The organism is Rhodococcus rhodochrous, from assembly GCF_014854695.1.
GTDB lineage: Bacteria > Actinomycetota > Actinomycetes > Mycobacteriales > Mycobacteriaceae > Rhodococcus.
Map to the genome: position 1 here is coordinate 2,897,228 of NZ_CP027557.1, position 22,593 is coordinate 2,919,820.

General features: G+C 66.1%; 21 protein-coding genes. 8 read left to right on the forward strand and 13 right to left on the reverse strand.

From position 1 onward, the window contains the following. Window positions 1-16 precede the first annotated feature (16 nt). The gene (eat, locus tag C6Y44_RS13560) at window positions 17-1,471 is read left to right on the forward strand and encodes an ethanolamine permease (RefSeq protein ID WP_106199645.1); all 1,455 of its coding nucleotides are present in this window, start codon (window positions 17-19) and stop codon (window positions 1,469-1,471) included. A 30-nt stretch (window positions 1,472-1,501) separates the two neighbouring features. Here eat and C6Y44_RS13565 read toward each other — a convergent pair whose 3' ends face one another. From C6Y44_RS13565 to C6Y44_RS13575, 3 genes are all read right to left on the reverse strand, one after another. After that, complete coding sequence (locus C6Y44_RS13565; RefSeq protein ID WP_225623563.1) at window positions 1,502-2,341, reverse strand: sucrase ferredoxin; 840 nt, start codon at window positions 2,339-2,341, stop codon at window positions 1,502-1,504. Between the two features lie 66 nt (window positions 2,342-2,407). Beyond that, window positions 2,408-3,640: a cupin domain-containing protein gene (locus tag C6Y44_RS13570; RefSeq protein ID WP_174247034.1), complete on the reverse strand. Its 1,233-nt coding sequence runs from the start codon at window positions 3,638-3,640 to the stop codon at window positions 2,408-2,410. Beyond that, window positions 3,615-3,872, reverse strand: coding sequence for a BatC protein (locus C6Y44_RS13575; protein ID WP_159418238.1), 258 nt, complete (start codon window positions 3,870-3,872; stop codon window positions 3,615-3,617). Before C6Y44_RS13575 ends, C6Y44_RS13570 begins: the two co-directional genes overlap by 26 nt. A 229-nt stretch (window positions 3,873-4,101) precedes the next feature. On the opposite strand from C6Y44_RS13575, the gene C6Y44_RS13580 reads away from it, so the two are divergent. Next, window positions 4,102-4,353, forward strand: a complete 252-nt coding sequence (locus tag C6Y44_RS13580; protein WP_120282760.1) for a DUF6480 family protein — start codon at window positions 4,102-4,104, stop codon at window positions 4,351-4,353. Window positions 4,354-4,434: 81 nt separating this feature from the next. Here C6Y44_RS13580 and C6Y44_RS13585 read toward each other — a convergent pair whose 3' ends face one another. Then, window positions 4,435-5,160: a TetR/AcrR family transcriptional regulator gene (locus tag C6Y44_RS13585; protein WP_159418237.1), complete on the reverse strand. Its 726-nt coding sequence runs from the start codon at window positions 5,158-5,160 to the stop codon at window positions 4,435-4,437. 95 nt (window positions 5,161-5,255) lie between these two features. Here C6Y44_RS13585 and C6Y44_RS13590 point away from each other — a divergent pair, with 95 nt between their 5' ends. Continuing rightward, entirely contained in the window at window positions 5,256-5,840 is a 585-nt protein-coding gene (locus C6Y44_RS13590) for a dihydrofolate reductase family protein (protein ID WP_120282764.1), read from the forward strand. A 77-nt stretch (window positions 5,841-5,917) separates the two neighbouring features. Here the strand turns inward: C6Y44_RS13590 and C6Y44_RS13595 are convergent, their stop codons facing one another. The 4 genes from C6Y44_RS13595 to C6Y44_RS13610 form a co-directional block, all read right to left on the reverse strand. Beyond that, the gene (locus C6Y44_RS13595; RefSeq protein WP_159418236.1) at window positions 5,918-7,765 is read right to left on the reverse strand and encodes a flavin-containing monooxygenase; all 1,848 of its coding nucleotides are present in this window, start codon (window positions 7,763-7,765) and stop codon (window positions 5,918-5,920) included. A gap of 234 nt (window positions 7,766-7,999) precedes the next feature. After that, window positions 8,000-9,010: a cyclase family protein gene (locus tag C6Y44_RS13600; RefSeq protein ID WP_159418235.1), complete on the reverse strand. Its 1,011-nt coding sequence runs from the start codon at window positions 9,008-9,010 to the stop codon at window positions 8,000-8,002. Window positions 9,011-9,039: 29 nt separating this feature from the next. After that, window positions 9,040-10,599, reverse strand: coding sequence for a long-chain-fatty-acid--CoA ligase (locus C6Y44_RS13605; RefSeq protein ID WP_159418234.1), 1,560 nt, complete (start codon window positions 10,597-10,599; stop codon window positions 9,040-9,042). Window position 10,600: 1 nt separating this feature from the next. Then, window positions 10,601-11,851: an acyl-CoA dehydrogenase family protein gene (locus C6Y44_RS13610; protein WP_159418233.1), complete on the reverse strand. Its 1,251-nt coding sequence runs from the start codon at window positions 11,849-11,851 to the stop codon at window positions 10,601-10,603. Window positions 11,852-12,022: 171 nt separating this feature from the next. Between C6Y44_RS13610 and C6Y44_RS13615 the strand changes: the two genes are divergently transcribed. Together C6Y44_RS13615 and C6Y44_RS13620 are read left to right on the forward strand one after the other, a co-directional pair. Beyond that, entirely contained in the window at window positions 12,023-12,664 is a 642-nt protein-coding gene (locus tag C6Y44_RS13615) for a TetR/AcrR family transcriptional regulator (RefSeq protein ID WP_159418232.1), read from the forward strand. Continuing rightward, window positions 12,664-14,022 carry a phosphotransferase family protein gene (locus tag C6Y44_RS13620; protein WP_159418231.1) on the forward strand — a complete coding sequence of 453 codons (1,359 nt, stop codon included), beginning with the start codon at window positions 12,664-12,666 and terminating at the stop codon, window positions 14,020-14,022. Before C6Y44_RS13615 ends, C6Y44_RS13620 begins: the two co-directional genes overlap by 1 nt. 46 nt (window positions 14,023-14,068) lie before the next feature. Here C6Y44_RS13620 and C6Y44_RS13625 read toward each other — a convergent pair whose 3' ends face one another. Next, window positions 14,069-14,797, reverse strand: a complete 729-nt coding sequence (locus C6Y44_RS13625) for a helix-turn-helix transcriptional regulator (protein ID WP_159418230.1) — start codon at window positions 14,795-14,797, stop codon at window positions 14,069-14,071. 92 nt (window positions 14,798-14,889) lie between these two features. Here C6Y44_RS13625 and C6Y44_RS13630 point away from each other — a divergent pair, with 92 nt between their 5' ends. Genes C6Y44_RS13630 through C6Y44_RS13640 form a run of 3 tightly spaced genes read left to right on the forward strand, consistent with a single transcriptional unit; the run spans window position 14,890 to window position 16,795 of the window. After that, a complete protein-coding gene (locus C6Y44_RS13630) occupies window positions 14,890-15,345 on the forward strand; it encodes a membrane protein (protein WP_026060865.1) in 456 nt (151 codons plus the stop codon). Next, window positions 15,342-16,337: a patatin-like phospholipase family protein gene (locus C6Y44_RS13635; RefSeq protein ID WP_159418229.1), complete on the forward strand. Its 996-nt coding sequence runs from the start codon at window positions 15,342-15,344 to the stop codon at window positions 16,335-16,337. Before C6Y44_RS13630 ends, C6Y44_RS13635 begins: the two co-directional genes overlap by 4 nt. Then, a complete protein-coding gene (locus tag C6Y44_RS13640) occupies window positions 16,334-16,795 on the forward strand; it encodes an SRPBCC family protein (RefSeq protein WP_060653105.1) in 462 nt (153 codons plus the stop codon). Before C6Y44_RS13635 ends, C6Y44_RS13640 begins: the two co-directional genes overlap by 4 nt. 172 nt (window positions 16,796-16,967) lie before the next feature. Here C6Y44_RS13640 and C6Y44_RS13645 read toward each other — a convergent pair whose 3' ends face one another. From C6Y44_RS13645 to C6Y44_RS13660, 4 genes are read right to left on the reverse strand one after another with little or no spacing between them, the layout of a single operon-like run. Beyond that, complete coding sequence (locus C6Y44_RS13645) at window positions 16,968-18,266, reverse strand: MFS transporter (protein WP_016690774.1); 1,299 nt, start codon at window positions 18,264-18,266, stop codon at window positions 16,968-16,970. Window positions 18,267-18,297: 31 nt separating this feature from the next. Then, on the reverse strand, window positions 18,298-19,506 hold the full coding sequence (locus C6Y44_RS13650; RefSeq protein ID WP_016690775.1) for a CaiB/BaiF CoA transferase family protein: 1,209 nt from the start codon (window positions 19,504-19,506) through the stop codon (window positions 18,298-18,300). 11 nt (window positions 19,507-19,517) lie between these two features. Further along, entirely contained in the window at window positions 19,518-20,978 is a 1,461-nt protein-coding gene (locus tag C6Y44_RS13655; RefSeq protein ID WP_016690776.1) for a dihydroorotase, read from the reverse strand. A 38-nt stretch (window positions 20,979-21,016) separates the two neighbouring features. Continuing rightward, entirely contained in the window at window positions 21,017-22,384 is a 1,368-nt protein-coding gene (locus C6Y44_RS13660; RefSeq protein ID WP_159418228.1) for an FAD-dependent oxidoreductase, read from the reverse strand. Window positions 22,385-22,593: the final 209 nt, after the last annotated feature.

The window sequence follows — 22,593 nt, forward strand, 5'->3', positions numbered from 1 at the left end:
GCCTCAGGGAGACGGAATGTCAGTCGTAGAACCATCGAAGAGTTCGGGAACCCGTAAGCACCACGACGGCGCCGACTTCCACGCCGAGAAGAGCGAATACCTCGAAAAACGTTCACTGCGTAAAGGAACCGCAGGGTGGGTGCTCCTTGCAGGACTCGGTGTCAGTTATGTCATCTCCGGTGACTACGCCGGATGGAACAACGGACTCGCCGAAGGTGGATTCGGCGGCCTGCTCATCGCCAGCGTGGTCATCGCGGGCATGTATTTCGCGATGGTGCTCGGGATGGCGGAATTGTCGTCGGCCCTTCCGGCCGCAGGGGGCGGATACACCTTCGCTCGTCGCGCGCTCGGCCCCTGGGGTGGATTCGCCACCGGCACGGCCATTCTCATCGAGTACGCGATCGCCCCTGCGGCCATCGCGACGTTCATCGGCAGTTATGTCGAATCGTTGAACATCTTCGGGATCACCGACGGATGGTGGATCTACCTCGCTGTCTATGCCATTTTCATCGGCATCCACCTCACCGGTGCGGGCGAAGCGCTCAAGGCGATGTTCGTCATCACCGCCATCGCACTCGTCGGACTCGTGATCTTCGCGATCTCCGCGGTGGGACTGTTCGAGTCCGACAATCTCACGGACATTACGCCGACCGATGCCGTCGGTGCCTCGGGCTTCCTGCCGTTCGGCTACTTCGGTATCTGGGCCGCAGTTCCGTTCGCGATCTGGTTCTTCCTGGCGATCGAGGGCGTTCCTCTCGCTGCGGAGGAAGCGCGCGAGCCGGAGAAGAACGTGCCCCGCGGCATCATCTCCAGCATGCTGGTGCTCCTGGTGACAGGAGCGACGGTGCTGTTCCTCGCGACCGGTGCGTTGGGTGCCGAGGGGTTGTCGACCTCGGGCAACCCGCTCGTCGAGGCGCTGGGTGACGGGACAGCGGCGAAGGTCGTCAACTACATCGGGCTCGCCGGGCTGATCGCCAGCTTCTTCTCCATCATGTACGCGTACTCGCGGCAGACCTTCGCGTTGTCCCGCGCCGGCTACCTGCCGACGAGCCTGTCGGTGACGAATTCGCGCAAGGCCCCCATACTCGCGTTGATCGTGCCCGGCGTGATCGGCTTCGTCCTGTCGCTGACCGGTGAGGGCGCGATGCTCCTCAACATGGCGGTCTTCGGTGCCGCCGTGAGCTACGTGCTCATGATGGTCAGCCACATCGTGCTGCGCGTGCGCGAGCCCGGGATGCCGCGTCCGTACCGCACGCCCGGTGGTGTCGTTACGATCTCGTTCGCGCTGGTGATCGCCGCGGCCGCTGTGGTGGCCACCTTCCTCGTCGATCCCGTCGCGGCTCTGTGGACGTTCGCCGCGTTCGCGGCATTCATGGCCTACTTCGGTCTCTACAGCCGTCACCACCTCGTCGCGAACTCCCCGGACGAGGAGTTCGCGGCCCTCGCGAAGGCAGAGGAAGAGCTGGGGTGACGACCTGAAGCCGTCCGCGCGGCCGTGTGCTCACAGCGTGCGGACCGAGGTGGGTTCGTAGACCATGACCGAAGCCGTCGGCGCTCCACGGCAGGTCAATCGGCACGGGGGAGTGCGATGGGCCCGCAGTTCGACGTCGACACGCTCCGGGTGCGGTGCACGACCGGCGAGCCGGATCCGCCAGAGATCACCCTCGCGGGCACTCTCTGCGACTGTGTAATCACTGCGCCCGGCCGGACCGAAGCGTCGGAGCGTGGCAGCGAGCGCGGCCTGCTGAGGCGGCGACATATCGGTGTAGCCGCGTAGATGACGGTGGTGGATCCGGTCGAAGAAGTGTTCTTCGATCGTGAGGACGGACGACTCGGCGTCGAGACCGCCGTAGTAGACACCGTCGGGTACGACGACGACATTGGCGGCGAACCGGTCTCCGCCTACGTGCGAGCATTCCCAGACCTGGTCGGGCCAGCGCTCGGCCAAGGCGCGCGCGACCGGCCGTCCACGCACGGCGCAGCACGGGTCGTGGTGACCGTGAGCGCAGACCAGGAGGACGGAGGGGCCACCGAGGTCGCCGGGAGTCTCGAGGGCGGTGACGATCTGTGTCAGATCCTCCTCGCGATCCCACGTTCCCCATTGCTGACGCACCGCGCCCGAGGTCTCGCGGCGGAGCACCGCCCAATGGTCGTGTCCGCCGCGGCGGCGACGGCCCGGGCGCTTGACCAGCAGTATGCGTGCGCGGGCCGCCTGCGCGGCGGAGAACACGGCCGTCTTGGTCGCGGCGTCGAGCTCGAGCCCCTCGAACCCGTTCACCGGCCATCTGCCCCGGTATTCGACGAGGACCCAGGCGAATCCGCGCGGGGCCGTGCCGGCCATCGGATCACCCCGCAGGCGGGCATTGTCTGCGCAGAAGAAGCGTTCGGCTGAGACCACAGTGCACCGTCACTGTTCCGCGGGGACGAGGATCCCTGCGCGCAACAGCCGTTCGACCAGGTCGGTCCCGAGGGTTTTCGCCGGGTGGGATCCGCCGTCGAGCAGGCGCGTGACAGACGGCAGTTCCTCGTCCGCCACAGAGACACGGCCGACACGCGTGACCAGGTGTGAACCTTCCAGGCGCGCATACAGTGCGCTGCGGAGTTTCACCGTGGTGTCGGGGCCGAGATCGTGGACGGCGGCGAATTGGGCGAGCGGCCCCAGCGGTGCCGGACGGGCCTGCTCCCGCCGGGCACGACGGAACAGGGAGGTGACGTCCGCCTCGCCCAGTACGGCGATGAGATGCTCACGAACAGCAGCGATCTCGGCTTCCGGGTCATCGATCCCCATGGGCAGCGCGTCGCGCATCTCGGGATCGTCGCCGAGCGCAGCGAGTGCTGCCCGGGTCAGATGCTCCGCAAGTGCGTGGCGCGTCCACGTGTGGATGCCGACGGTGAGGTGGATGGAGATCTCCCCTCGCGCCTCGGCGGCATGGATCCAGCCACGCGGTAGATAGAGGCAATCGCCGGGTTCGAGCACGGTGTCGATGCACGCAGGCTCTGTCGCGGCTCGGGCGACAGCGGCGCGGTGATCGGTCCAGGGTTGATTGCGCAGCGGCGCCGGGTGGACGGGCTCGTGGATCACCCATCTCTTGGTTCCCTCGATCTGCACGACGAAGACGTCGTGGACGTCGTAGTGGTGGCTGAACCCCTGGTTCCGAGGTGGAGTGATGTACGCGTTGACCTGGACGGGGTGTCCGAGTTCGTCGCTCAGAGCGGTGCCGAACTGCGAGATCGGTTCCCACGTGCGGTGCAGTGCCTGCAGGACGAGGGTGGCACCGTCGGCAAGGTTGCGCCAGAGCATCGTGTCGTCGAGTTGGTCGGAGATGGTCGCTCCGACACCGGCGGGGGAGGTGAACGACGAGTCCGGCAGTGTCGTCCCGTCCTTGGCGACGCGAAGAAAGGGCGTGCGGAGTCCGCGACGCGAGATGAGTTCGTCGACCGCCTCGGCGGAGAACAGGTCGGTGAATGTCCCGGCGCTACGCGTCAGCAGTGGTGCTCGCCCCCAGATCTCGGACGCGAACTTCTTTCGACCGATGTCGATCAGGCGGGTTTCCAGGACTCCGGCGTCCGTTTCGACGCCGGAGTCCTGGGTGCGGTGCGAGGAGTCCTCACACTCAGCTGCCGCCGTCGGCTCCGCCATCGGCTCCTCCGTCAGCCCCACCGTCGGCTCCACCATCGGCTCCGCCGTCGCCACCGCTGTCGGCTCCACCATCGGCCCCGCCGTCCGCACCGCCGTCGCCACCGCTGTCGGCGCCCCCGTCGGCTCCGCCGTCAGCGCCACCGTCGTGAACGCCCGGGCCGCCGACTGCGCCGCCGTCCGCCGGGCCTTCCTGGCCTTCGTCCTTGTTCGGATCCTGCTGTGGGTCGGTCATGATTCCTCCCGAGGTCAAAAGGCTTGGGAACAGCGGCGTTACCGGCTCCCGGAGCCTGCAGCGGTGTATCGTTCGGCCGTTCTCAGCTTATCCGGGCGCATCGGTGGCCACGTTCGATTCCGAGATCATCGAACCGTTGTGCCACGCGTTGTACCCGCGCACTCGCCGGCGCGGCGTCGCGTAGAAGAAAGCCGAGGCGTTGCTCGCCGATAATCGGGTACAGGAGAGTATGGCTGACGAGAATCCCGACGCGTCCGAGTTCGACCCGCAGAACCCCGATCCCGCGAACACTCCTGGTCTCGAACCCGGGGGCGGGGTGGCGCCCGGAGATACTCCGCCCGCCGAGACCTCTGTGGGCGGTCCGCAGCACGAACCGCCACAGCGCCGCAGTGCCGGCGCCCTCGTCGCCATCGTGATCGCAGTGGTCGTGGCCTTGATGGTGGCCGGCGGTCTGCTCGTTCGAGCAATCGGGTTGTTCTGAACAGTCGACCGAACGAGGGTCAGAGAGGTGCCGGAAGAACGAATTGCCTTGCGGTAGTTGAAGAGGTCGGGGCGGGTCGCATCACGACGACGTCACGCCGCCGTATCGGTCGATTCGATGCGACGGCGGGTTCGGCGCGCCCCACGTTCCGAGCCAGATCGTCTTCACATTGACCAGCATCCGTCTCGACTCGGCTTCGGAGGGCCTGAGCGATCGGTCCTTGAAGAACGCCATGACGATCATGTCGGTCAGCGTCGTGACGAGACCCTCGTGGTCGTCCGACAGCGGAGTGATCTCCCCGGCGTCGGCGTCCCTGCTCATCTGCGCTGCCAGTTGGTCGTTGAGATCGGTGACCAGCGACGTCCACCGAGCTCTGAGCTTGTCGTCGTAGTTGACGGCCTGAAGGCCCGCGACCATCACGCGGTCGCGCTCGACCCAGGCGCGATAGGACGTGCCGAAGAGTCGGTCGAAATAGTCGGCGTGGGACTCGCCGGCGCGGCGGTGATAACCACCGATGCTGTCGGACCAGTCGTCCCATGCCCTTCCGACCAGTTCGCCGAGTACCTCGTCCTTGGACTCGAAATAGAAGTAGAAGTTCGGTCGCTTGATTCCCGCAGCTTCGGTGATGTCCTTGACCGAGATGTCCACGGCCGACATCTCGCGCAGGCACCGCTCGAACGCGTCGAGAATGGATTGCCGCTGGACCTCGCCGCGCGGAATCCGCCGACGTCGCCCGACATCCTGGTCGGGTAGCCGTGCTCCGGCATCCCCGCCGCTCACCGCTGACGGGGATTTGGTCGACTCCATGGCTCGCATCCTAGTGTCGCGTTGCGGTCGGATCGGGGCAGGCAGGACCGGCCCCGGGGGTAGCGTCGGGCACGTCGCGTTCCGAGGAGGGTTCCATGGGCAAGGTGGTCATGTACGCCTCGGTTTCGGTGGACGGCTTCATCGCGGACGAGAACGATCAGCCCGGACCGTTGTTCGACTGGTTGACCAGTGGCGACGTTCCGTTGGACGACAGTGGCTTCGTGAAGGTGTCCCGAACCTCCTACGACTACATCCGGCCGTACTGGGACGAGATCGGGGTGACGATCGCCGGTCGGCACGTCTTCGACATGACCGACGGCTGGGACGGAGAACTGCCGGCCGGGGTCGACCACGTGGTCGTCGTTTCGCGTCGCCCGAGGCCCGAGGGATGGCACCCCGAGGCGCCGTTCCACTTCGTCGACGGCATCGAGGCGGCCGTGGCCACGGCGCAGGAACTCGCGGGCGACCGCACCGTCGAAGTCGCCGCCGGCGACGTCGGAGGCCAAGTGCTCGCCGCGGGCCTGGTCGACGAGGTGCGCATGGAGGTCGTGCCCGTCGTATTCGGAACCGGGAAGCGCTACTTCGGATCGGTCCACGCGCAGCACCTGCTGGACGATCCCGACGTGGTGATCCAGGGCGACAGAGTTCTCCACCTGCGCTATCCGGTGCGCCGACGGTAGCGCGTGTGGCCACTGCCCGGTCGACGACCGAACAGTGGCCACACGGCACAGCGCTTCACGACCCGAAGGAGACGGGATCAGGCCTGGACCTCGACGGGGACCGCCGAACGAGACGGCTCGAACGTCAGACCCTCGAACTCCCGGGCCTCCCACCAGCCCTCGATCATGTTCCAGAAATCGATTTCGCTCGAGTTGTAGACCTCGTTGAACACGGCCTTCGACACGTCGCCCTGACCGTTGTAGTAGCCGGGCGTGCACGCCGCCCAGTACGCCACGCGCGGTTCGTTCGATGCGCGGACCTTCGCGACCCACGAGGACTCGGCCTCGACGGTCGGTTCGAACGCGCCGATCCCGTTGTCCAGCACGTGTCGGATCAGCCGCGCAGCGTGCCGGGCCTTCCGGTCGAGCATGTACACGAAATTGACGTAGTAGGCGGTCTGGCTCATGCCCAGTTCGACGAAGTTCGGGAAGCCGTGCGTGAAGAAACCGTGCATGGTCTTCGCGCCGTCGGAGAAGTACTCCTGCATCGACCGGCCATCGCGTCCGAGGACGTCGTAGCCGTAGATCCCCGCGGGGCCGGAGCCGGTTTCGAATCCGGTCGCGAACACGATGCAGTCGACCTCGTAGTGCTTGCCACCGACGACGATGCCGTCGACCGTGATGCCGTCGATGCCCGTCGGCGCGGCCGCGAGCGTCACGTTCTCCCGGTTGAAGGCGTCGAGGTATTCGTCGTTGAAACAGGGCCGCTTGCACATGTATCCGAACCACGGCTTCAACCCGTCGGCGACGGCGGGGTCGGTGACGATCGAATCGATCCGACGGTGTGCGCTCATGAGCAGCTGCATGTCGGCGATCTCGGCGACAACGGCCTGATCGGCCGCCGACAACTCCGCCATGGGCGTCTCGAGCAGATGCTGCCCCTTCAGGGCGGGGAACAGGTGCGTCCAGCCGTCGTCGACATGGTTGCCCTCGACGTCGTGGCCGGAGATGATCCCGTTGAAATTGTCGTGCCGCTCGTACTGCCAGCCCGGCTTCAGCGACGCCGCCCAAGCAGGGTCGGTCTTCCGGTTGTTGCGAGGCTGTACGACGCTCGGCGTCCGCTGGACCACGACGAGTTCCTTCGCGTCCGCAGCGAGGTAGGGGACGACCTGGACGCCGGTGGCGCCGGTGCCGACGACGGCGACGCGCTTGTCGCGCAGGTTCTCGAGGTTTCCGGCGGGCGACCCGCCGGTGTAGTCGTAGTCCCAGCGGCTGGTGTGGAAGATCTTGCCCGTGAAGTCGCCGATGCCGGGGACCTTGGGGAGCTGCGGCTTGGTCAGTGCGCCGTTCGAACGCAGGAGGAACCTGGTGAGGAAACGGTCGCCGCGATCGGTGGTCACCTCCCAGCGCTGCTCGGCCTCGTCCCAGGTGGCCTGCGTGGCGCGGGTCTGGAAGTAGGTCCGCTCGTAGAGGCCGTAGTGGCGTCCGATGCGCTGGGCGTGTTCGAAGATCTCGGAGCCGTCGGCGTAGCGCTGGGTGGGGACGTATCCCGTTTCCTCGAGGAGCGGCATGTAGATGTGCGATTCGATGTCGCACTGCACACCGGGGTACCGGTTCCAGTACCAGGTGCCGCCGAAGTCGCCGCCGTATTCGACGATGCGGAAGTTCGTGATGTCGTTCTGCGTGAGGTAGGCGCCGGCGGTGAGTCCGCCGAAGCCGCCGCCGAGAACGAGGGCGTCGAGTTCCTCGGTGACGGGTTCACGATTGATCGGCTCGACGAAGGGGTCGCGATCGTCGACCTCGAGCACGTCGGAGAGTCCCTGGAACTGGGCGAGGGTGTCGGGCCGGATCCGCTTCTTCTTGTCCACCTCGAAGCGCTCGCGCAGGTGGTGCGGATCGAAGTCGAGGTCGAGGGGGAGCTTCGAGTCGGGGAGGGTGAACGCCATGGGGGGAGTCCTTTGTGTGCGTGCGTCCTGAGCCGAGTCGGGGCTGCAAATCGTGGGGAAACGCGGCTGGACGACCAGTCGAGATTACTTGACGATGTGTCAAGTTGTGACCGAGGTTACGTCGAGTATGTGATGGGTGCAACATCCGGAACGAAAACGGCTGCGCCTCCGGCCAGGTTCTGTCGGCGAGGGGCGCAGCCGTTCGCTCCGGATTCGGAGGAGTCGAAGACAGCGTCAGAAGATGGCGGTCGGATTCACCGGCGTCCCTGCTCCACCGGTGATGTTCAACGGCGATGCGGTGAGGAAGAATTCGTAGCGGCCTTCACGGGCGCACTCCGCGGCCAGTTCTTCGAGCCACCAGATCTCGCCGAGGGTGAGTCCGAGATCGCGGATCAGGCGTGCGTGCAGCGGGTAGACGCCGCCCTCCTCGGCCGGTTCCACCTCGACCGCGACGTTGTCCACGGCCAGTGCGGCGATCTCCTTCTCGTGGATCCACGCGACCGTGTCCGCGCCCAGGCCCGGTGCGCCGGCACCCCAGAACTCGCTCTTGTCGGTGAGCGAGTAGAACCACGGCACGTGCCCGGTGCGGATGGTGAGGATGTCCCCGGTGCGCACCTCCACGCCCTGGGCCTGCGCGCAACCGTCCAGTTGTGCGGCGGTGATCGGAACCCCCGGCTCGCAGCGCTCCACTCCGAGATACTTCGGTAGATCGAGCAGGACGCCACGGCTGGTCAGCGAGTCCTTGAGATTGCTGATCGCGCACTTCTTCGCCCCGGCCACGCCTTCGACGTTGCCCATCCAGAACCCGTTGTACATGGCGTCGGAGCTGAAGATATGGGCCAGACCGTCCCATTGGGTGCTGCCCTGCAACGGCATGAAGATGTAGTCGTCGGCGCCCTGGAAACCGGGAGCGACGCGGCCGAGTTCGGTTCCGACCGTCCAGTCGGCGCCGCTGTAGCCGAAGAAGTGCACCACATTGGGGCGCGTCGGGTGCACGGGGCCGGTGGAGTCGAGGGGCACGGCGAGGCTGATGGACTTGCCGGATCGGATCAGTCCCGCCGCAGCGCTGACGACGTCGGGGGTGATGAAGTTCGCGGTGCCACGTTGGTCCTGGTCACCCCAGCGACCCCAGTTGTTCGGGACGTTGTCGTTCGTCAGCCCGATGACCTTGCCGTTCTCGTCGACACTGAACACCGGCGGTGCCCAGGTCTGGTCGGTGAATGTGCCTTCGGCGGTTCTACCCATGAGATCGTGTCTCCGTTCGTGAAGCGGGATCAGTTCGCGGACAGGGATTCGCGCAAGCGGAACTTCTGGACCTTCCCGGTCGCGGTGCGAGGCAAGGAGTCGGTGACGACCACCGAGGTCGGCTTCTTGTAGGAGGCCATCCGGCTGCGGCAGAACTCGATGACGTCCTCCTCCGAGGGAGGATCGTTCGGATCGGTGGGCACGACGATGGCGACCGGGGTCTCCACCCACTTCGGGTGCGGCGCCCCGACGACGGCCACCTCGGCGACACCTGGGTGCTGATCGATGACCGCCTCGACCTCGGCGCAGTAGATGTTCTCGCCGCCGGAGATGATCATGTCCTTCGCGCGGTCGACGACGAAGAGGAAGCCGTCCTCGTCCTGCCGCACGAGGTCACCCGAGTGGAACCAGCCATCCCGGAACGCTTCCTCCGTCGCGTCGGGTCTGTTCCAGTAGCCCTGCATCACGGTCGGTCCGCGATAGACGATCTCGCCGACGTTGCCCTGCTGCACGTCGTCGCCGTTGCCGTCGACGACGCGGGCCTCGACGTTGACGATGGGTGTGCCGACCGACCCCATCTTGGGGATGGCGTCCTCACCGCGGAGGATGCAGGTCACCGAACTCATCTCGGTCTGCCCGAACACGTTGAGCGTGGGGATGTTCGGGAACGTCTCGGCCATCGCCGAGAGCACCGACGGCGGGGCCACGGACGCTCCCCACATGATGCGGCGCAGACTCAGCTTCCGATCGCGCACCCCGGGAACGGCACACAGTTCCTTCCACTGCGTGGGAACGAAATAGCAGGACGTGACCTCTTCTTGCTCGAGGGTCTCGATCGTCGAGACGGGATCGAAGTTCCCCGAGGGGGCGATGATCGAGCGTCCCCCGGCCATGAGATAGATCAGGATGCCGTTGAGCCCACCGATGTGGAACAGCGGCAGACCCGAGTACCACACCTCGCCTTCGGTCCGAACCTGGTGCTCGATCATCGAATTGACCGTGTTCATCGCAAGATTCAGGTGGCTGAGTACCGCGCCCTTCGGGCGACCCGTGGTCCCGGAGGTGTACATGATGAAGGCCGGATCGTGGTCGTCGACGACGATGTCCAACGAGGAGTCGTCCGGATCGAGCACCGACTCGTAGTCCAGCGCGGTATCGGACACCCGGCTCGCATCACCGCCGGTCACCAGCACGGTCCGCACGAGCCGGGGTGCGAGTTGCGCAGCGAGCGATGTCATCGGCTCGTCGACGACGAGCACTTCGGCGCCACTGTCGGAGAGGATGTACTCGACCTCGGCGGCGACGAGACGGAAGTTGACCGGCACCACGATCGCCCCGAGTCGCAGGACGGCCAGATAGGATTCGACGACCTCGAGCCGGTTGTGCATCAGGACAGCGACACGGTCACCTTTCGACACACCACGAGCCTGCAGTGCCCGGGCCAGACGGTTGACCCGTTCGTCGAGTTGCCGATAGGTGAGGTCACTGTCGCCGAAGCTCAGGGCGATCGTCTCCGGCCGCTGTCGTGCCTGACGGGCGAGCTGTTCACCGTGGGCGAGCGTGCGGTGCGCCGCGAGGGAATCGATCATGTCACTTCTTCTTTCCGGTGAATCCGAACAGGTGACCGGCCACCTTGCGGATCTGGATCTCCTCGGCACCCTCGGTGATCCGATAGCGGCGATGGTGGCGGTAGATGTGCTCGAACGGCAGGTGACGGCTGTATCCCATGCCGCCGTGGACCTGCATGGCCCGGTCGGCGGCATCGCACACGAGCCGGTTGGCGCGGTAGTTGCACATCGAGACGCGATCGGAGACCTCCATGTGCGAGCGTGTGTCCAGGTCACGGGCGGTGACGCGGATCAGCTCGCGCAACATCGCGCCGTCGGTGTGCAGTTCCACCAACGGCCACTGGATGGCCTGGCGGGCCGCGAGAGGCTGGCCGAAGGTCACGCGATCGCGGGCAAAGGAGACCGCTTCGTCGATGCAGTACTGGGCGGCACCGAGACTCGAGGCGGCCTGGCGGATCCTGTTCTCGTGCACGAAGTTCTGCGCGATCTCCAGTCCGCGACCTTCCTCGCCGAGGATCGCCGAGTCGGGCACCCGGACGTCGCGCAAGGACACGTCGGCGTGGTCGGTGGGCATGTTGAGCGTCCACCGGAACAGGTCGACGGATAACCCGGGCGTGTCGACGGGGACGAGGAAGGCGGTGATGCCGCGGGCCTGTCCCGGTTCGCCGCTGGTGCGCGCGAAGACCAGATCATGAGTGGCGATGTGCATCCCGGTGTTCCACCGCTTGGCGCCGTTGATGATCCAATCGCCACCGGAGCGGACGGCAGTCGTCTCCATCCACGTCGCGTCCGATCCGTGGTCGGGTTCGGTGAGGCCGAACCCGAGGAAACGCTCGCCGGTGATCAGGGCTTCGGCGAACTCGCTGCGCTGGTCGCCGGTGCCGAACTTCCAGACCAGGTGGAAGCTGGGAAAGTTCCCGATGATCGACGATTCGTCCTGCAGGTCGTTGTGCAGCCCCAGGCCGCGGTGCGCGAGGTGCTCGCGTACGACCGCCATCTCGAAGTTGCTCGCGTCGGTGCCACCGACCTCGGTGGGCAGGTCGCGGCGGAGGAAACCGGCCTTGTCGGCGCGACGTCGCATCTCCGAGAGCAGTTCGTGCCATTCGGGGCGGGGGAGGCCGCCGGCTTCGAAGTCGGTGCGCGCCCATTCGCGTCGATGGTCGAAGAAGCGTTCGTTGTCGTTCTCCGCCTGCAGGGGTGCGATCTCGGTGTCGATGAAGTGGTCGATGTCGTCGAGCAGTTGCTGCATGTCGTTCGGAAGATCGGATCTCATGCGTGGTCCTCGAATACGAAGTCGAATGAACGAATGTTCAGAGTGACCGTAGCCACATCCGGAGTGATTTTCAACGACTTTGCCGCAGATGAGCTTTGCGAAGATTGCCGATTCCGATTGACAGTCCAGCGACCGTGAGCGATCGTTCATAGTGGAGTAACCAGGAGGAACATGCCCCGCTCAACCGAGAAGAACCCACCGCGTGCGATGTCCTTCGCCGTGCGCGGGACCGACGACAAGGTCGCCGCCACGCTGATCACCGCCGCGGTGGCGACGATGGCCGCCAAGGGCTACCACGGCACCTCGGTGCGCGATATCGCCTCTGAGGCCGGGGTGGCGGTGGGTTCGCTGTACAACTACTTCGGCTCGAAGCAGGAGCTGCTCGCGCTCATCCTCAACCGAGGGCTCGACGCCCTCGTGGAGGAGACCGAGGAAGCGCTGCTCGCCGCGGGCAGTGATCCCGTGGACCGGCTGCGCGCAATCGTCGGCGTGCATGTAGGGCAGCACACGAAGGCTCCCCGGGAAAGCCTGCTCGGGAACAGTGAGTTGCGCAGCCTCGAACCGCAGCACTACGCCGTGGTGGTGACCAAGCGTGACGTGCAGCGACGCATGTTCGACCGCGTCGTCGTCGACGGCGTGGACCGTGGGGTGTTCACGACGAAGACCCCGGTGGACACCGCGCGCTTCATCGTCAGTGCCTGTACCGCTGTCGCCGGGTGGTTCCATCCCGACGGACCGCTCACCGCGCAGGAGGTCACCGCCCGCTACCAGGACATCGCCCTCGACGCCGTCGGGTACCGAAAGGATCCGTGATGAGCATCGACGACCTGCGCGCGGCGCTGACCAGGCACCTCTCCGGACTCGACGGGGTTCGTGGGACGCTCACGGACCTGGCTCGTCTGACCGGCGGCGCGAGTCGCGAGACCTGGCTCCTCACCGTCACCGACGATGCCGGCGCCGAACGTGAACTGATCCTGCGACGCGACCCTCCCGAAGCCGAGGATCCGGCTCGAATGTCCCGCGAAGCGACTGTTCTCCGCGAGGCCCACACTGCGGGTGTTCCCGTCCCCGAACTGCTCGATCACAGCGACGGCGACCGGGTCGAGGGCCTCGGCGCGGCGTATCTCCTCATGGAGAAGGTCCCCGGCGAAGCGCTCCCGCAGCGCCTGCTCCGCGACGACCGGTACAGCGCGGTGCGCAAGAACCTCTCCTACGCATTGGGTCGTGCGCTCGCCCGCATCCACCGGATACCGATCGACGCACTGCCCGACTTCCCGGCCGGAGATCAACTCGACGAGCTCTTCGCCCGTTATGTCGAGACGGGACCACCGCTGCCGAGCCTCGAACTCGCGTTCCGCTGGTTGCACGAGCATCGGTCACCGTCCACGCGCACCACCGTCGTCCACGGCGACTTCCGCAACGGCAACGTGCTCATCGACGAGTCGGGCATCCGCGCCGTCCTGGACTGGGAGCTGACGCACCTCGGGGATCCGATGGAGGATCTCGGCTGGTTGTGCGTGAAGACCTGGAGGTTCGGTGCCGTCGAACCCGTCGGAGGTTTCGGATCCCGCGACGAACTGTTCCGCGGCTATGAAGACGAAAGCGGAATTGCGCCGGATCCCGAGGCGGTGCGGTGGTGGGAGCTCTACGGCACCCTGCGGTGGGCGGTAATGTGCCGGATCCAGGCCAACCGCGCTCTCGTCCACGGCGAGGGAAACGCCCTCGAACTCCTGGCCATCGGCCGGCGCATCGCCGAATGCGAGCACGATCTCCTGCAGTTGCTGGAACCCGCCGGCGATTTCGACCCGGCCACCATCACTTCGGACGAGGAGTCCCGGCAGGATCTGTTCGGCATGCCCTCGGCCGCGGAATTGTCGCGGGCGGTCAAGGCTTTCGTCGTCGACCATCCGGCGACCGACGCACCGTCTCGCTACCAGGCGCGAGTGGCATCGAAGGTTCTCGACATCGTCGCCCGGGAAGCCGAACACGGTGCGCATCTGCGGGCGCAGCATCGGGCCGCGCTCGACGCAGTGGGCGTGGCCGACGAAACCGAGTTGGCGCTGGCGCTGCGGGACGGGAAGCGGACGATGGGGGAAGCCTCCGTCGAGAAGGCGGTGCGGCAAACGGTCGCGGCTCGTCTCATGGTCGCGAACCCCGGGTACGCCGCGTGAACCACTCGTAGTGCTCTCGTCTCGGTGAGACCGGACTCGGTCGGGCTCAGTCCGGATGTGTTTCGTCATCGATGGGCGCCGGCGGTGCGGACGAGCGAGGATGCGACTCGGCGTCGTACTCGATCACCACACAACACCGATCCGGCCGCGGGTGCAGTTCGGCATGCGCGTCGAGGTGGTCGCTGCCGGCGATCACGCCCTCGATCAGGCGTAAGTTCAATCCGCACACCACATCCAGATGATCTTGGGCGACGAGGTGGAAGGGACAGTTGCGTAGGTGGACGTGGCCGTCGCCCTCGGCTCGGGGCAGGTATCCGCAGCCGCGCAGCGCCTCCAGGAGGTCGCCTCCCGAGTCGGCGACCGCTCGTCGTCCGGCGTCGCGTGCGGCTTCGTTCACCGCCGCTCGTACCGTTCCGTCGGTGTCCTGTTCGACCGCGGAGACGAGCAGCCTGGCGAGCAGTTCGTAGTCGCGCGGCGGCACACTGACGGTCATTTCCGTCGTCGTCCTCGTGTAGACCTTCGCCGGGCGTCCCGCGCCGGGGCCGCCGCGCCCGGCAGGTCGCTGGTAGTCGACCGTGACCAGGCCGGCGTCGGCGAGCTTGTCGAGGTGATAGGCCGCGAGGGTCCGGCCGATATCGAGAGCAGCCGCCACCTCCTCGCGCGAGACCGGTTCCTCGCTCTCGGCCACGTACTCGAACAACCGGCGCCGCAACGGATCGTCCAGATTGCTCAATGCCGCCAGCGCCGTCGGTGCGGCAGACCGGGGAGTGGACATGTCCCGACTCTAACACCAAAAAGTATTGACAAATAGGGTCAGTGGAGAGACTCTAAAAACATAAACTATTGTTTTTACAAAGGGGGTCCGTGATGACCACTCCCGCAGCTCACTCGTCTTCCACAGCGCCCGGTGCACCTGCACATGGCGACGTGATGCACCGCGCTCGCAGTGATCCCGCCTACGGGGCATTCGTGTTGCTACGCATCGGGTTCACCGCGCTCCCGATCGTCATGGGCATCGACAAGTTCACCAACGTGCTCACCTCCTGGCAGGGCTATCTGGCGCCGTGGATCGTCGATCTCAGTCCCCTCGGCGCGCAGCAGGTGATGCTGGTGGTCGGGGTGATCGAGATCGTCGCCGGTATCGCCGTCGCGATCAAACCGCGATACGCGGCGTATATCGTCGCCGCTTGGCTCGGAGGAATCGTGATCAACCTGTTGAGCTATCCCGGCTTCTACGATGTCGCCCTGCGAGACGTCGGACTGCTGCTTGCGGCTCTGACCCTGGCGCGGTTGGCGTCCGTGTACGACCCGCCCTGGCGATGACCACCGCCTTCGTCCTCGGTGGTGGCGCCGGTCTCGGTGCCGTGGAGGTGGGGATGCTCTATGCGCTCACCGAACGAGGCATCCGTCCCGATCTGCTGATCGGGACGTCGGCCGGTGCGCTCAACGCCGCCTACGTCGCCGGTCGCGGTACCGGCCTCCCGGCTCTGGACGAACTGGCGGCGATCTGGCGGAATCTGCGCCGACAGGACGTCTTCCCCCTCGATCCGGTACGTCAGCTACTGGCCGTGACCGGACTCCGTTCCTCGCTGTGTTCCGACCGGAACCTGCGGCAGCTCATCGAATCACACCTGCCCTACCGTGATCTCGAGGACGCGTCGATCCCCGTGCACCTCGTGGCCACCGACCTGCTCACCGGCCGCGAGGTGCTGCTCTCTACGGGTGAGGCCGTCAGTGCCGTGCTCGCCAGTGCCGCCGTCCCCGGTGTTCTGCCCGCCCTGCAACGCGAGGGTCTGAGTCTCGTCGACGGGGGTATCGCCGACGATGCGGCTCTGTCCCAAGCAGTGGCCCTCGGCGCGGACGACGTATGGGTGCTGCCCGCCGGCTACGCATGTGCCCTGCCACGTCCTCCGACCACCGCGCTGGCCACCGCGGTGCAGGCTCTGACGCTGCTCACTCACCAGCGCCTGCTGCTCGAGGTCGCCGACTTCTCCGAACGGGTCGAACTGCACGTACTACCCCCACTGTGTCCGGTGTCCGTGTCGCCGATCGACTTCAGCCATGCCGGCGAGTTGATCGAGCGGGCCCATCGGGCGACGCAGGCCTGGATTGCCGCCGGGGGAGATCGACGGCCCCACCCCGAACGTATTCTGTCCCTGCACAATCACCGGCCCCGGCTCGGGGAGCCGGACGCGTCGAGCGGTCGCATTCCCGGCCGCGGTTCCGATCCGACACGGCCGGAAGACGGATACACGACAGTTGCGGCATGGGGTCGGGTGTGGCCTTCTCAGGGAAGGGGTACGCGATCGCCATGAGCACAATCACGGAAGCCATCGATGTCGATGTACCGATCCGCGTCGCATACAACCAGTGGACACAATTCGAATCGTTTCCTCATTTCATGGAAGGGGTTCGAGAGATCCGGCAACTCGACGACACGCATGTTCATTGGGTGATCGATATCGCAGGTCAGGTCCGCGAGTTCGATGCCACCATCACCGAGCAACATCCGGACGAGCGGGTGGCGTGGACGTCGGATTCGGGACCCAACCACGCGGGAGTGATCACGTTCCATCGTCTCGATGACGAGAAGACCCGAGTGACAGCCCAAATGGACATCGACCCGGAAGGATTCGTCGAGAATGTAGCCGACAAACTCGGTGTTCTCGGCAACCGGGTCAAGAACGACATGAGGAAGTTCAAGGAGTTCATCGAGCAGCGCGGACACGAGACCGGTGGGTGGCGCGGGGACGTGGACCGACCCACCCCCTGAGGCCCTTCCATCATCGACGTCACCAGTTCCTGCAACGGTACCGGTTCCTCTCACCGTGGAGCTACGACGAAGGACCGGCCCGAAATGCTCGGGCCGGTCCTCTCATGTGGACGTCGCCGTCCGATTCGTCGATCGTCCCTGCACGGCAGGGGGTACCACTGTCAGACGCGTGTCAGACGCGTTTGACCGCCTCGCGGTGGTCGACGGAGTCGTCCGATGCCTGCAGCCGCGGCGGTTCCTTGGTGAAGAACAGCATCGCGACAGCACCGATCAGACACAGGGCGGTCATGACCAGGAATCCGCCGTCGTAGGTGCCGGTACGAGCGACACTGAAGCCCATGACCGACGGAGCGACGATGCCGGACAGTGCGAAGCAGGCATCGGCGAAACCGGCGGCCGTGCCGGGCTGGCTCGGAGCGGCATCGATCGACGCGACCCACCAGATGCCGCCGGTGATGAAGCCGAAGCCCACACCCGCGGAGATGCAGATCAGTGCGACGACGATGTTGCCGCGGAAGAACAGGATCGGTGCGATCGACGCGCCCGCCAGCAGCAGCGCGACACCGATGATGATGAATCGCGAGCGGATGCTCTGCGTGCGCTTGTACACGCGGTCGACGAGGATTCCGCCGAGCAGTGCGCCCACCACACCGGCTGCCCACGGCGCCACGGAGAATGCACCGACCTCCTTGATGGACAGACCGAATTCGTGCTCGAGGTACTGCGGGAGCCAGTACATGAAGGCCCAGAACATGAAGCCCCACGAGAAGTATCCGAGACCGACGAGCCAGAGATTGCGGTTGCGGAGGATCTCGCCCCAGTCGGTGCTCGACTCGTGACCGGTCTCCTCACCGTCCAGCTGGCCGGCGCGGATGTAGTCCAGTTCTTCCTTCGACACGAACTTGGCCTCGCTCGGCGAGTTCTTCAGCGTCGGATAGGCGATCACGACCCACACGACTCCGACGATCGCCAGAATCCAGAACATCGCCTTCCAGCCGGTGAGGGCGATCAGCTGGGTGAGGATCGGTCCGCCGACGAGCAGGCTGCCGGAGACCGCCACACCGCCGATCAGGGCCAGCGCCTTGCCTCGTTCCTGCGCCGGCAGCCAACGGCTGACGAGGCGGGTCGCTGCGGGGAAGCATGGCGCTTCACCGGCTCCGAGGAGGATGCGTAGCAGGATCAGGCCGATGAACCCGCCGGCGAACGGGGTCAGTGCCGTGGCTGCGGCCCAGATGAACATGCCCACGATGAGCACGCGCCGGGAACCGTAACGGTCGACCAGCGGTCCCGACAGGAGAGCGAAGAGCATGTAGCCGATCGAGAATGCGGAACTGATGATGCCGTACTCACCGGGAGTGATCCCGAACTCGGAGCGCAGATCGGATGCTGCGAACGAGATGGCACTGCGATCGATGTAGTTGACGATTACCAGGCCCAGAATGATGGCGATGGTCCACCAACGCGATTTCATAGCGAACTCCTCGGATGACGCAGTCGCAGGGTCAGATGACGCCCCGGGCCCGCAGTTCGTCGATGTCCTCGGGGCTGCGCCCGAGGTGGGAGAGAACCCTGTCGGTATCGGCACCGGCAGGGCGACCGGTGTGGCGGATCGCACCGGGGGATCGGCCCATGCGCCACATGACGTTCTGCATGCGCACGGGGCCGAGTTCGTCGTCGTCGACGGTGGTGACTATGTCGGTCGCGACGACTTGCGGATCTGTCAGCAGGTCACTGGGTCGGTAGACCGGTGCCACGGCGGCGCCGGCCTCCTCGAAGGCGACGACCACCTCGTCGCGAGTACGGTCGGCGATCCAGTCGCCGACGTACTTGTCGAGCAGGTCCGCGTGCTCGGCGCGGGTGCGACCGGTGGCGAACCAGTCTTCGTCGATGACCTCGGGATGCCCCACCAGGCGCAGTACCCGTTCGGCGATCGCTTGTGCGCTCGTGGACACGGCTACCCAGTGGTCGTCCTTGGTGCGGTAGAGATTTCGCGGGGCATTGTTCTGCGATCGGTTGCCGGTGCGCTGTTGGTCGACGCCCAGCTGATCGGCGTAGATCACGCCGGGGCCGACGGCGGTCATGATCGGTGTGAGGAGATCGAGGTCGATCTCCTGACCGGTACCGCCGTTGCGTTCACGCTCGAACAACGCCATCGACACCGCCGAGGACCCGGCGACTCCGGCGATGGAGTCGGCAAGGCCGAATGCCGGCAGGGTGGGAGGGCCGTCGGGGTGGCCGGTGAGATGGGCGAAGCCGCTCATCGATTCCACCAGCGTGCCGAACGCGGGACGTGTCGCATACGGTCCCTGTTGTCCGAAACCGGTGACCCGCAACATGATCAGTGCGGGATTCCGCTCGGCGAGTTCGGCATAGGACAGGCCCCAACGCTCGAACGTACCGGGTCGGAAGTTCTCGACCACCACGTCGGCTTCGGCGGCGAGATCGCGGAAGATCTCCTGGCCTTCCGGTGTGCTCAGGTTCAGGGTGACGGTCTGCTTGTTGCGGCTGACCATCTTCCACCAGAGCGGGACACCGTTCTTGTCCAGGCCGTGCCCGCGCATCCCGTCCGGCTTCGCCGGATGTTCGATCTTGATGACCTCCGCGCCGAAGTCACCCAGGATCTGCGCGGCGAGCGGCCCGGCAAGGATGGTGGACGCGTCGAGGACCTTGATCCCCCGCAGGGGACCGGCAGGGAGCTTGTCGTCGGTCAACGGGTGTCTCCTCAGTACGGGCGGGCGAGGTAACGGCCGGCGGGCGTGCCGGTGACCGCTCCGTCGGCCAGGACCCGGTTACCGCGCACGAAGGTGTCGGTCACCGCAGCGGTGAGCTCGAATCCCTCGAAAGGCGTGTATTCCTGGGTGGATTCGGAATCAGCCGCGTGCACGGTCCAGGTGCGATTGGGGTCGACGATCGCGATGTCGGCGTCGGCGCCCTCGGCGAGTCGTCCCTTGCCGGGCAGACCGTAACGGTCGGCCGGGTTGGAGGAGAGCAACTGCGCGATGCGGCGCAGGGACAGTCCACGCTTGCGGCCTTCGCTGATCAGGCCGGGCAGGAGGTATTCGGTTCCGCCGAAGCCGGACTTGGCGGCGAACACGTCGTCGCGGTCCTCACCGAACTTGACCTCGTCCTTGCAGCAGGCGTGGTCGGAGACGACCCAGTCGATGTTGCCGGCGAGCAGGTGCTCCCACAGCGCCTCGACGTCCTCGCGCGGACGGATCGGCGGGTTGACCTTGGCACCGAGTCCGTTGGCGTTGTCGATGTCGGTGAGCAGGTGGCCGATGGTGACCTCGCGACGGAAGTTCACGTGCGGGAAGGCCTCGGCCATCTTCATCGCGGCCTTCAGTGCCTTCGCCGAGCTCAGGTGCAGCAGGTTGATGTTCGGCAGGCCGGTCTCGTCGGCGAGGAAGGACGCGATGGTCACGGCCAGGCCCTCGGAGTGCTGAGGCCGGGAGGCGCTGTAGGCGGCGAGGCCGCTGAGCTTGCCCTCCTGCTCGACGATCTTGGTGTAGGCGCTCATGATCTCGGCGGTCTCGCAGTGCAGCGACAGCGAGATGTGCGGAGCGAGCTCGGGGAACTGCTCGCGAGCCTTCTGGACGCCCCGCATGACGAACTCGAAGTGCGCGATGTCGTAGCGCTCGTCCTCGGGGATCATCAGGAAGTCGCTCTGCGAGGTGGAGCGCCCGTGCAGGCCGTGGCTGCCGTAGAACATGAAGATCTTGAAGGACGTGACACCCTGTTCCGACGCGAGCGCGGGGATCTCACCGATGTGCTGCTTGGACATCGGGGCGAGATGGAACGCGTAGTCGATGTAGCTGCGCCCGGCGGAGGCCTCGAGGACCTCGGGGAAGAAATCGGCGTAGGCGCCACCCTTGTTCAGGTAGTACTGGCCGGTGCGCATGTAGGTCAGTGCGGTCGTGACGCCGCCCTGCGCGCTGGCCCGGGACTCCGTGTGGGTGTCCTCGGAGAGCGGGTTGTAGATGCCCCAGTGCTGATGGGCGTCGACGACACCGGGGAACACCAGCTTGTCGGTCGCGTCCACGATCTCGGCACCGTCGGCCTGGAGGTCGGGGCCGATGGCGGCGATCTTGCCGTCGACGACGAGGACGTCGGCGATGTCGCCTTCCGCGGCCGCGGTGTCCTCGGTGCGGACGACGGTGCCGTTCTTGATGAGGTAGCTGGTCATGTCATCTCCTGGGGAGTATCGGGACAGGTGGTGCGTTTTCAAACGGTTACGGTGCTGCTCACGTGCTCGGCGGCGAGATAGGCCAGACCGAGCGCGGTGATCAGACCATTGCCGGCGAGGTAGCCGCCGGCTCCGTGGCCGGAGATTCCGACGGCGGCGCCGCCGGATGCGTACAGGCCGGGAATGGGGGCTCCGTGGGCGAGTACGCGGGCGTGTTCGTCGACGACGAGTCCGCCCTGGGTGTGGAACAGTGCCGGTTTGACAGCGATCGCGATGTAGGGCGCGGTCAGGGGGTGTCGGGTATCGGTGCGTCCTTGTCGATCGGGCTCGAGTCCGGCCGCGGCGCTGTGGGCGGCAGTGAGCTCGTCCTCGAGTGCTGATGCGGGCACCCCGATGGCGTCGGCGAGGTCGGTGGACGTGACGGCCCGCACCAGCGACCCGCTCTCGGCGACGGTGCGGAAATCGTCGAACACCGAGCACAGTTCTTCGATGTGCTCGTCGATGATGATCCAGCCGGCAGATCCGGGTCGGGCGGCGAGCAGGGCGGCGAATTCCGAGTAACCGGTGGTCTCGGGGGCGAATCGCCGGCCGGTGCTGTCGACGACGATACCGCCGTGGACCACAGTCGCCCAGCCGACGAGCGTCTGACTGCGCGACGAAAGCGCAGCGTGGCCCTGGTAGGCGTCGAGGAAACCGGTGTCGGCTCCGAGTCGCCCGCCGATGCGGAGCGCGTCGCCACGGCTGAACTGACCACCGTGGTAGTGGGCGTCCGCGATCTCGGGCATGTGGGTCCGGACCAGGTCGCGGTCGGCACCGAAGCCGTTCGTCGCCAGAAGCACGGCCCCGGTCGTGAGCCGTTCGGTGTTTCCGTCGGGGGTGGCGATCTCTACTCCGGTCACGCGGCCGTCGACGGTGTAGACCTCGCGCAGACTCATCGGGGCGATCAGTTCGATCCGAGGATGTGCCTGGGCGCGGTGCACCAGGTGACGCAGCAGGTGGGAGCCGTGGCGGCCGGGAATGCTGTGGCAGCGGTCGGCGGTGTGTCCCGGATAGCGGAAGTCGGTGACGAGCTCGAGGTCGAGGCCCTGAATGTCGGCCAACCAGGTCACGAGTGCGCCGCTGACCTCGGTCAGTGCCCGAGCGACCCGCTGATCTGCCGTACCTGCGGTCTTGCGGGTGATGTCGTCGAGGAAACGGTGCGGATCGTCCTCGACGCCGGCCGCATCCTGCCAGCGTGTCCCCGCCGCGGGGATCATCGCCGTGCACATCGAGGTGTTGTTGCCGCGCTGGAAGTGTTCGTCGGCGTCGATGACCAGAACGTTCGCGCCCAGTTCCGCGGCACGCAGGGCCGCGACGAGTCCTCCGCCCGCGCCGGCGACGACGAGGTCGAATTCCGGACTTGTCACACTGCCTCCTAGATGGTGTTTCGCTCAGCGGAACACTGGAAAGTGATCTCCTGCACTATGCGCCTCCTCGAATCGATGCGCAAGTGGGAATTGGGCGAATTGCGCTGGGAAACTTCGATGTAACGCGAGTGGTCATGTCTGGACAATCGTTTCGCTAAGCGGTACAAAGTGTCCAAGGCCTTGAACGGTCGTGCCGCTCCCGCAGCATG

Bases quoted from the DNA above. Each gene is read 5' to 3' on its own strand.
- eat (WP_106199645.1), top strand. From the start codon at position 17: ATGTCAGTCGTAGAACCATCGAAGAGTTCGGGAACCCGTAAGCACCAC.
- C6Y44_RS13565 (WP_225623563.1), bottom strand. From the start codon at position 2,341: ATGGCCGGCACGGCCCCGCGCGGATTCGCCTGGGTCCTCGTCGAATAC.
- C6Y44_RS13570 (WP_174247034.1), bottom strand. From the start codon at position 3,640: ATGGCGGAGCCGACGGCGGCAGCTGAGTGTGAGGACTCCTCGCACCGC.
- C6Y44_RS13575 (WP_159418238.1), bottom strand. From the start codon at position 3,872: ATGACCGACCCACAGCAGGATCCGAACAAGGACGAAGGCCAGGAAGGC.
- C6Y44_RS13580 (WP_120282760.1), top strand. From the start codon at position 4,102: ATGGCTGACGAGAATCCCGACGCGTCCGAGTTCGACCCGCAGAACCCC.
- C6Y44_RS13585 (WP_159418237.1), bottom strand. From the start codon at position 5,160: ATGGAGTCGACCAAATCCCCGTCAGCGGTGAGCGGCGGGGATGCCGGA.
- C6Y44_RS13590 (WP_120282764.1), top strand. From the start codon at position 5,256: ATGGGCAAGGTGGTCATGTACGCCTCGGTTTCGGTGGACGGCTTCATC.
- C6Y44_RS13595 (WP_159418236.1), bottom strand. From the start codon at position 7,765: ATGGCGTTCACCCTCCCCGACTCGAAGCTCCCCCTCGACCTCGACTTC.
- C6Y44_RS13600 (WP_159418235.1), bottom strand. From the start codon at position 9,010: ATGGGTAGAACCGCCGAAGGCACATTCACCGACCAGACCTGGGCACCG.
- C6Y44_RS13605 (WP_159418234.1), bottom strand. From the start codon at position 10,599: ATGATCGATTCCCTCGCGGCGCACCGCACGCTCGCCCACGGTGAACAG.
- C6Y44_RS13610 (WP_159418233.1), bottom strand. From the start codon at position 11,851: ATGAGATCCGATCTTCCGAACGACATGCAGCAACTGCTCGACGACATC.
- C6Y44_RS13615 (WP_159418232.1), top strand. From the start codon at position 12,023: ATGCCCCGCTCAACCGAGAAGAACCCACCGCGTGCGATGTCCTTCGCC.
- C6Y44_RS13620 (WP_159418231.1), top strand. From the start codon at position 12,664: ATGAGCATCGACGACCTGCGCGCGGCGCTGACCAGGCACCTCTCCGGA.
- C6Y44_RS13625 (WP_159418230.1), bottom strand. From the start codon at position 14,797: ATGTCCACTCCCCGGTCTGCCGCACCGACGGCGCTGGCGGCATTGAGC.
- C6Y44_RS13630 (WP_026060865.1), top strand. From the start codon at position 14,890: ATGACCACTCCCGCAGCTCACTCGTCTTCCACAGCGCCCGGTGCACCT.
- C6Y44_RS13635 (WP_159418229.1), top strand. From the start codon at position 15,342: ATGACCACCGCCTTCGTCCTCGGTGGTGGCGCCGGTCTCGGTGCCGTG.
- C6Y44_RS13640 (WP_060653105.1), top strand. From the start codon at position 16,334: ATGAGCACAATCACGGAAGCCATCGATGTCGATGTACCGATCCGCGTC.
- C6Y44_RS13645 (WP_016690774.1), bottom strand. From the start codon at position 18,266: ATGAAATCGCGTTGGTGGACCATCGCCATCATTCTGGGCCTGGTAATC.
- C6Y44_RS13655 (WP_016690776.1), bottom strand. From the start codon at position 20,978: ATGACCAGCTACCTCATCAAGAACGGCACCGTCGTCCGCACCGAGGAC.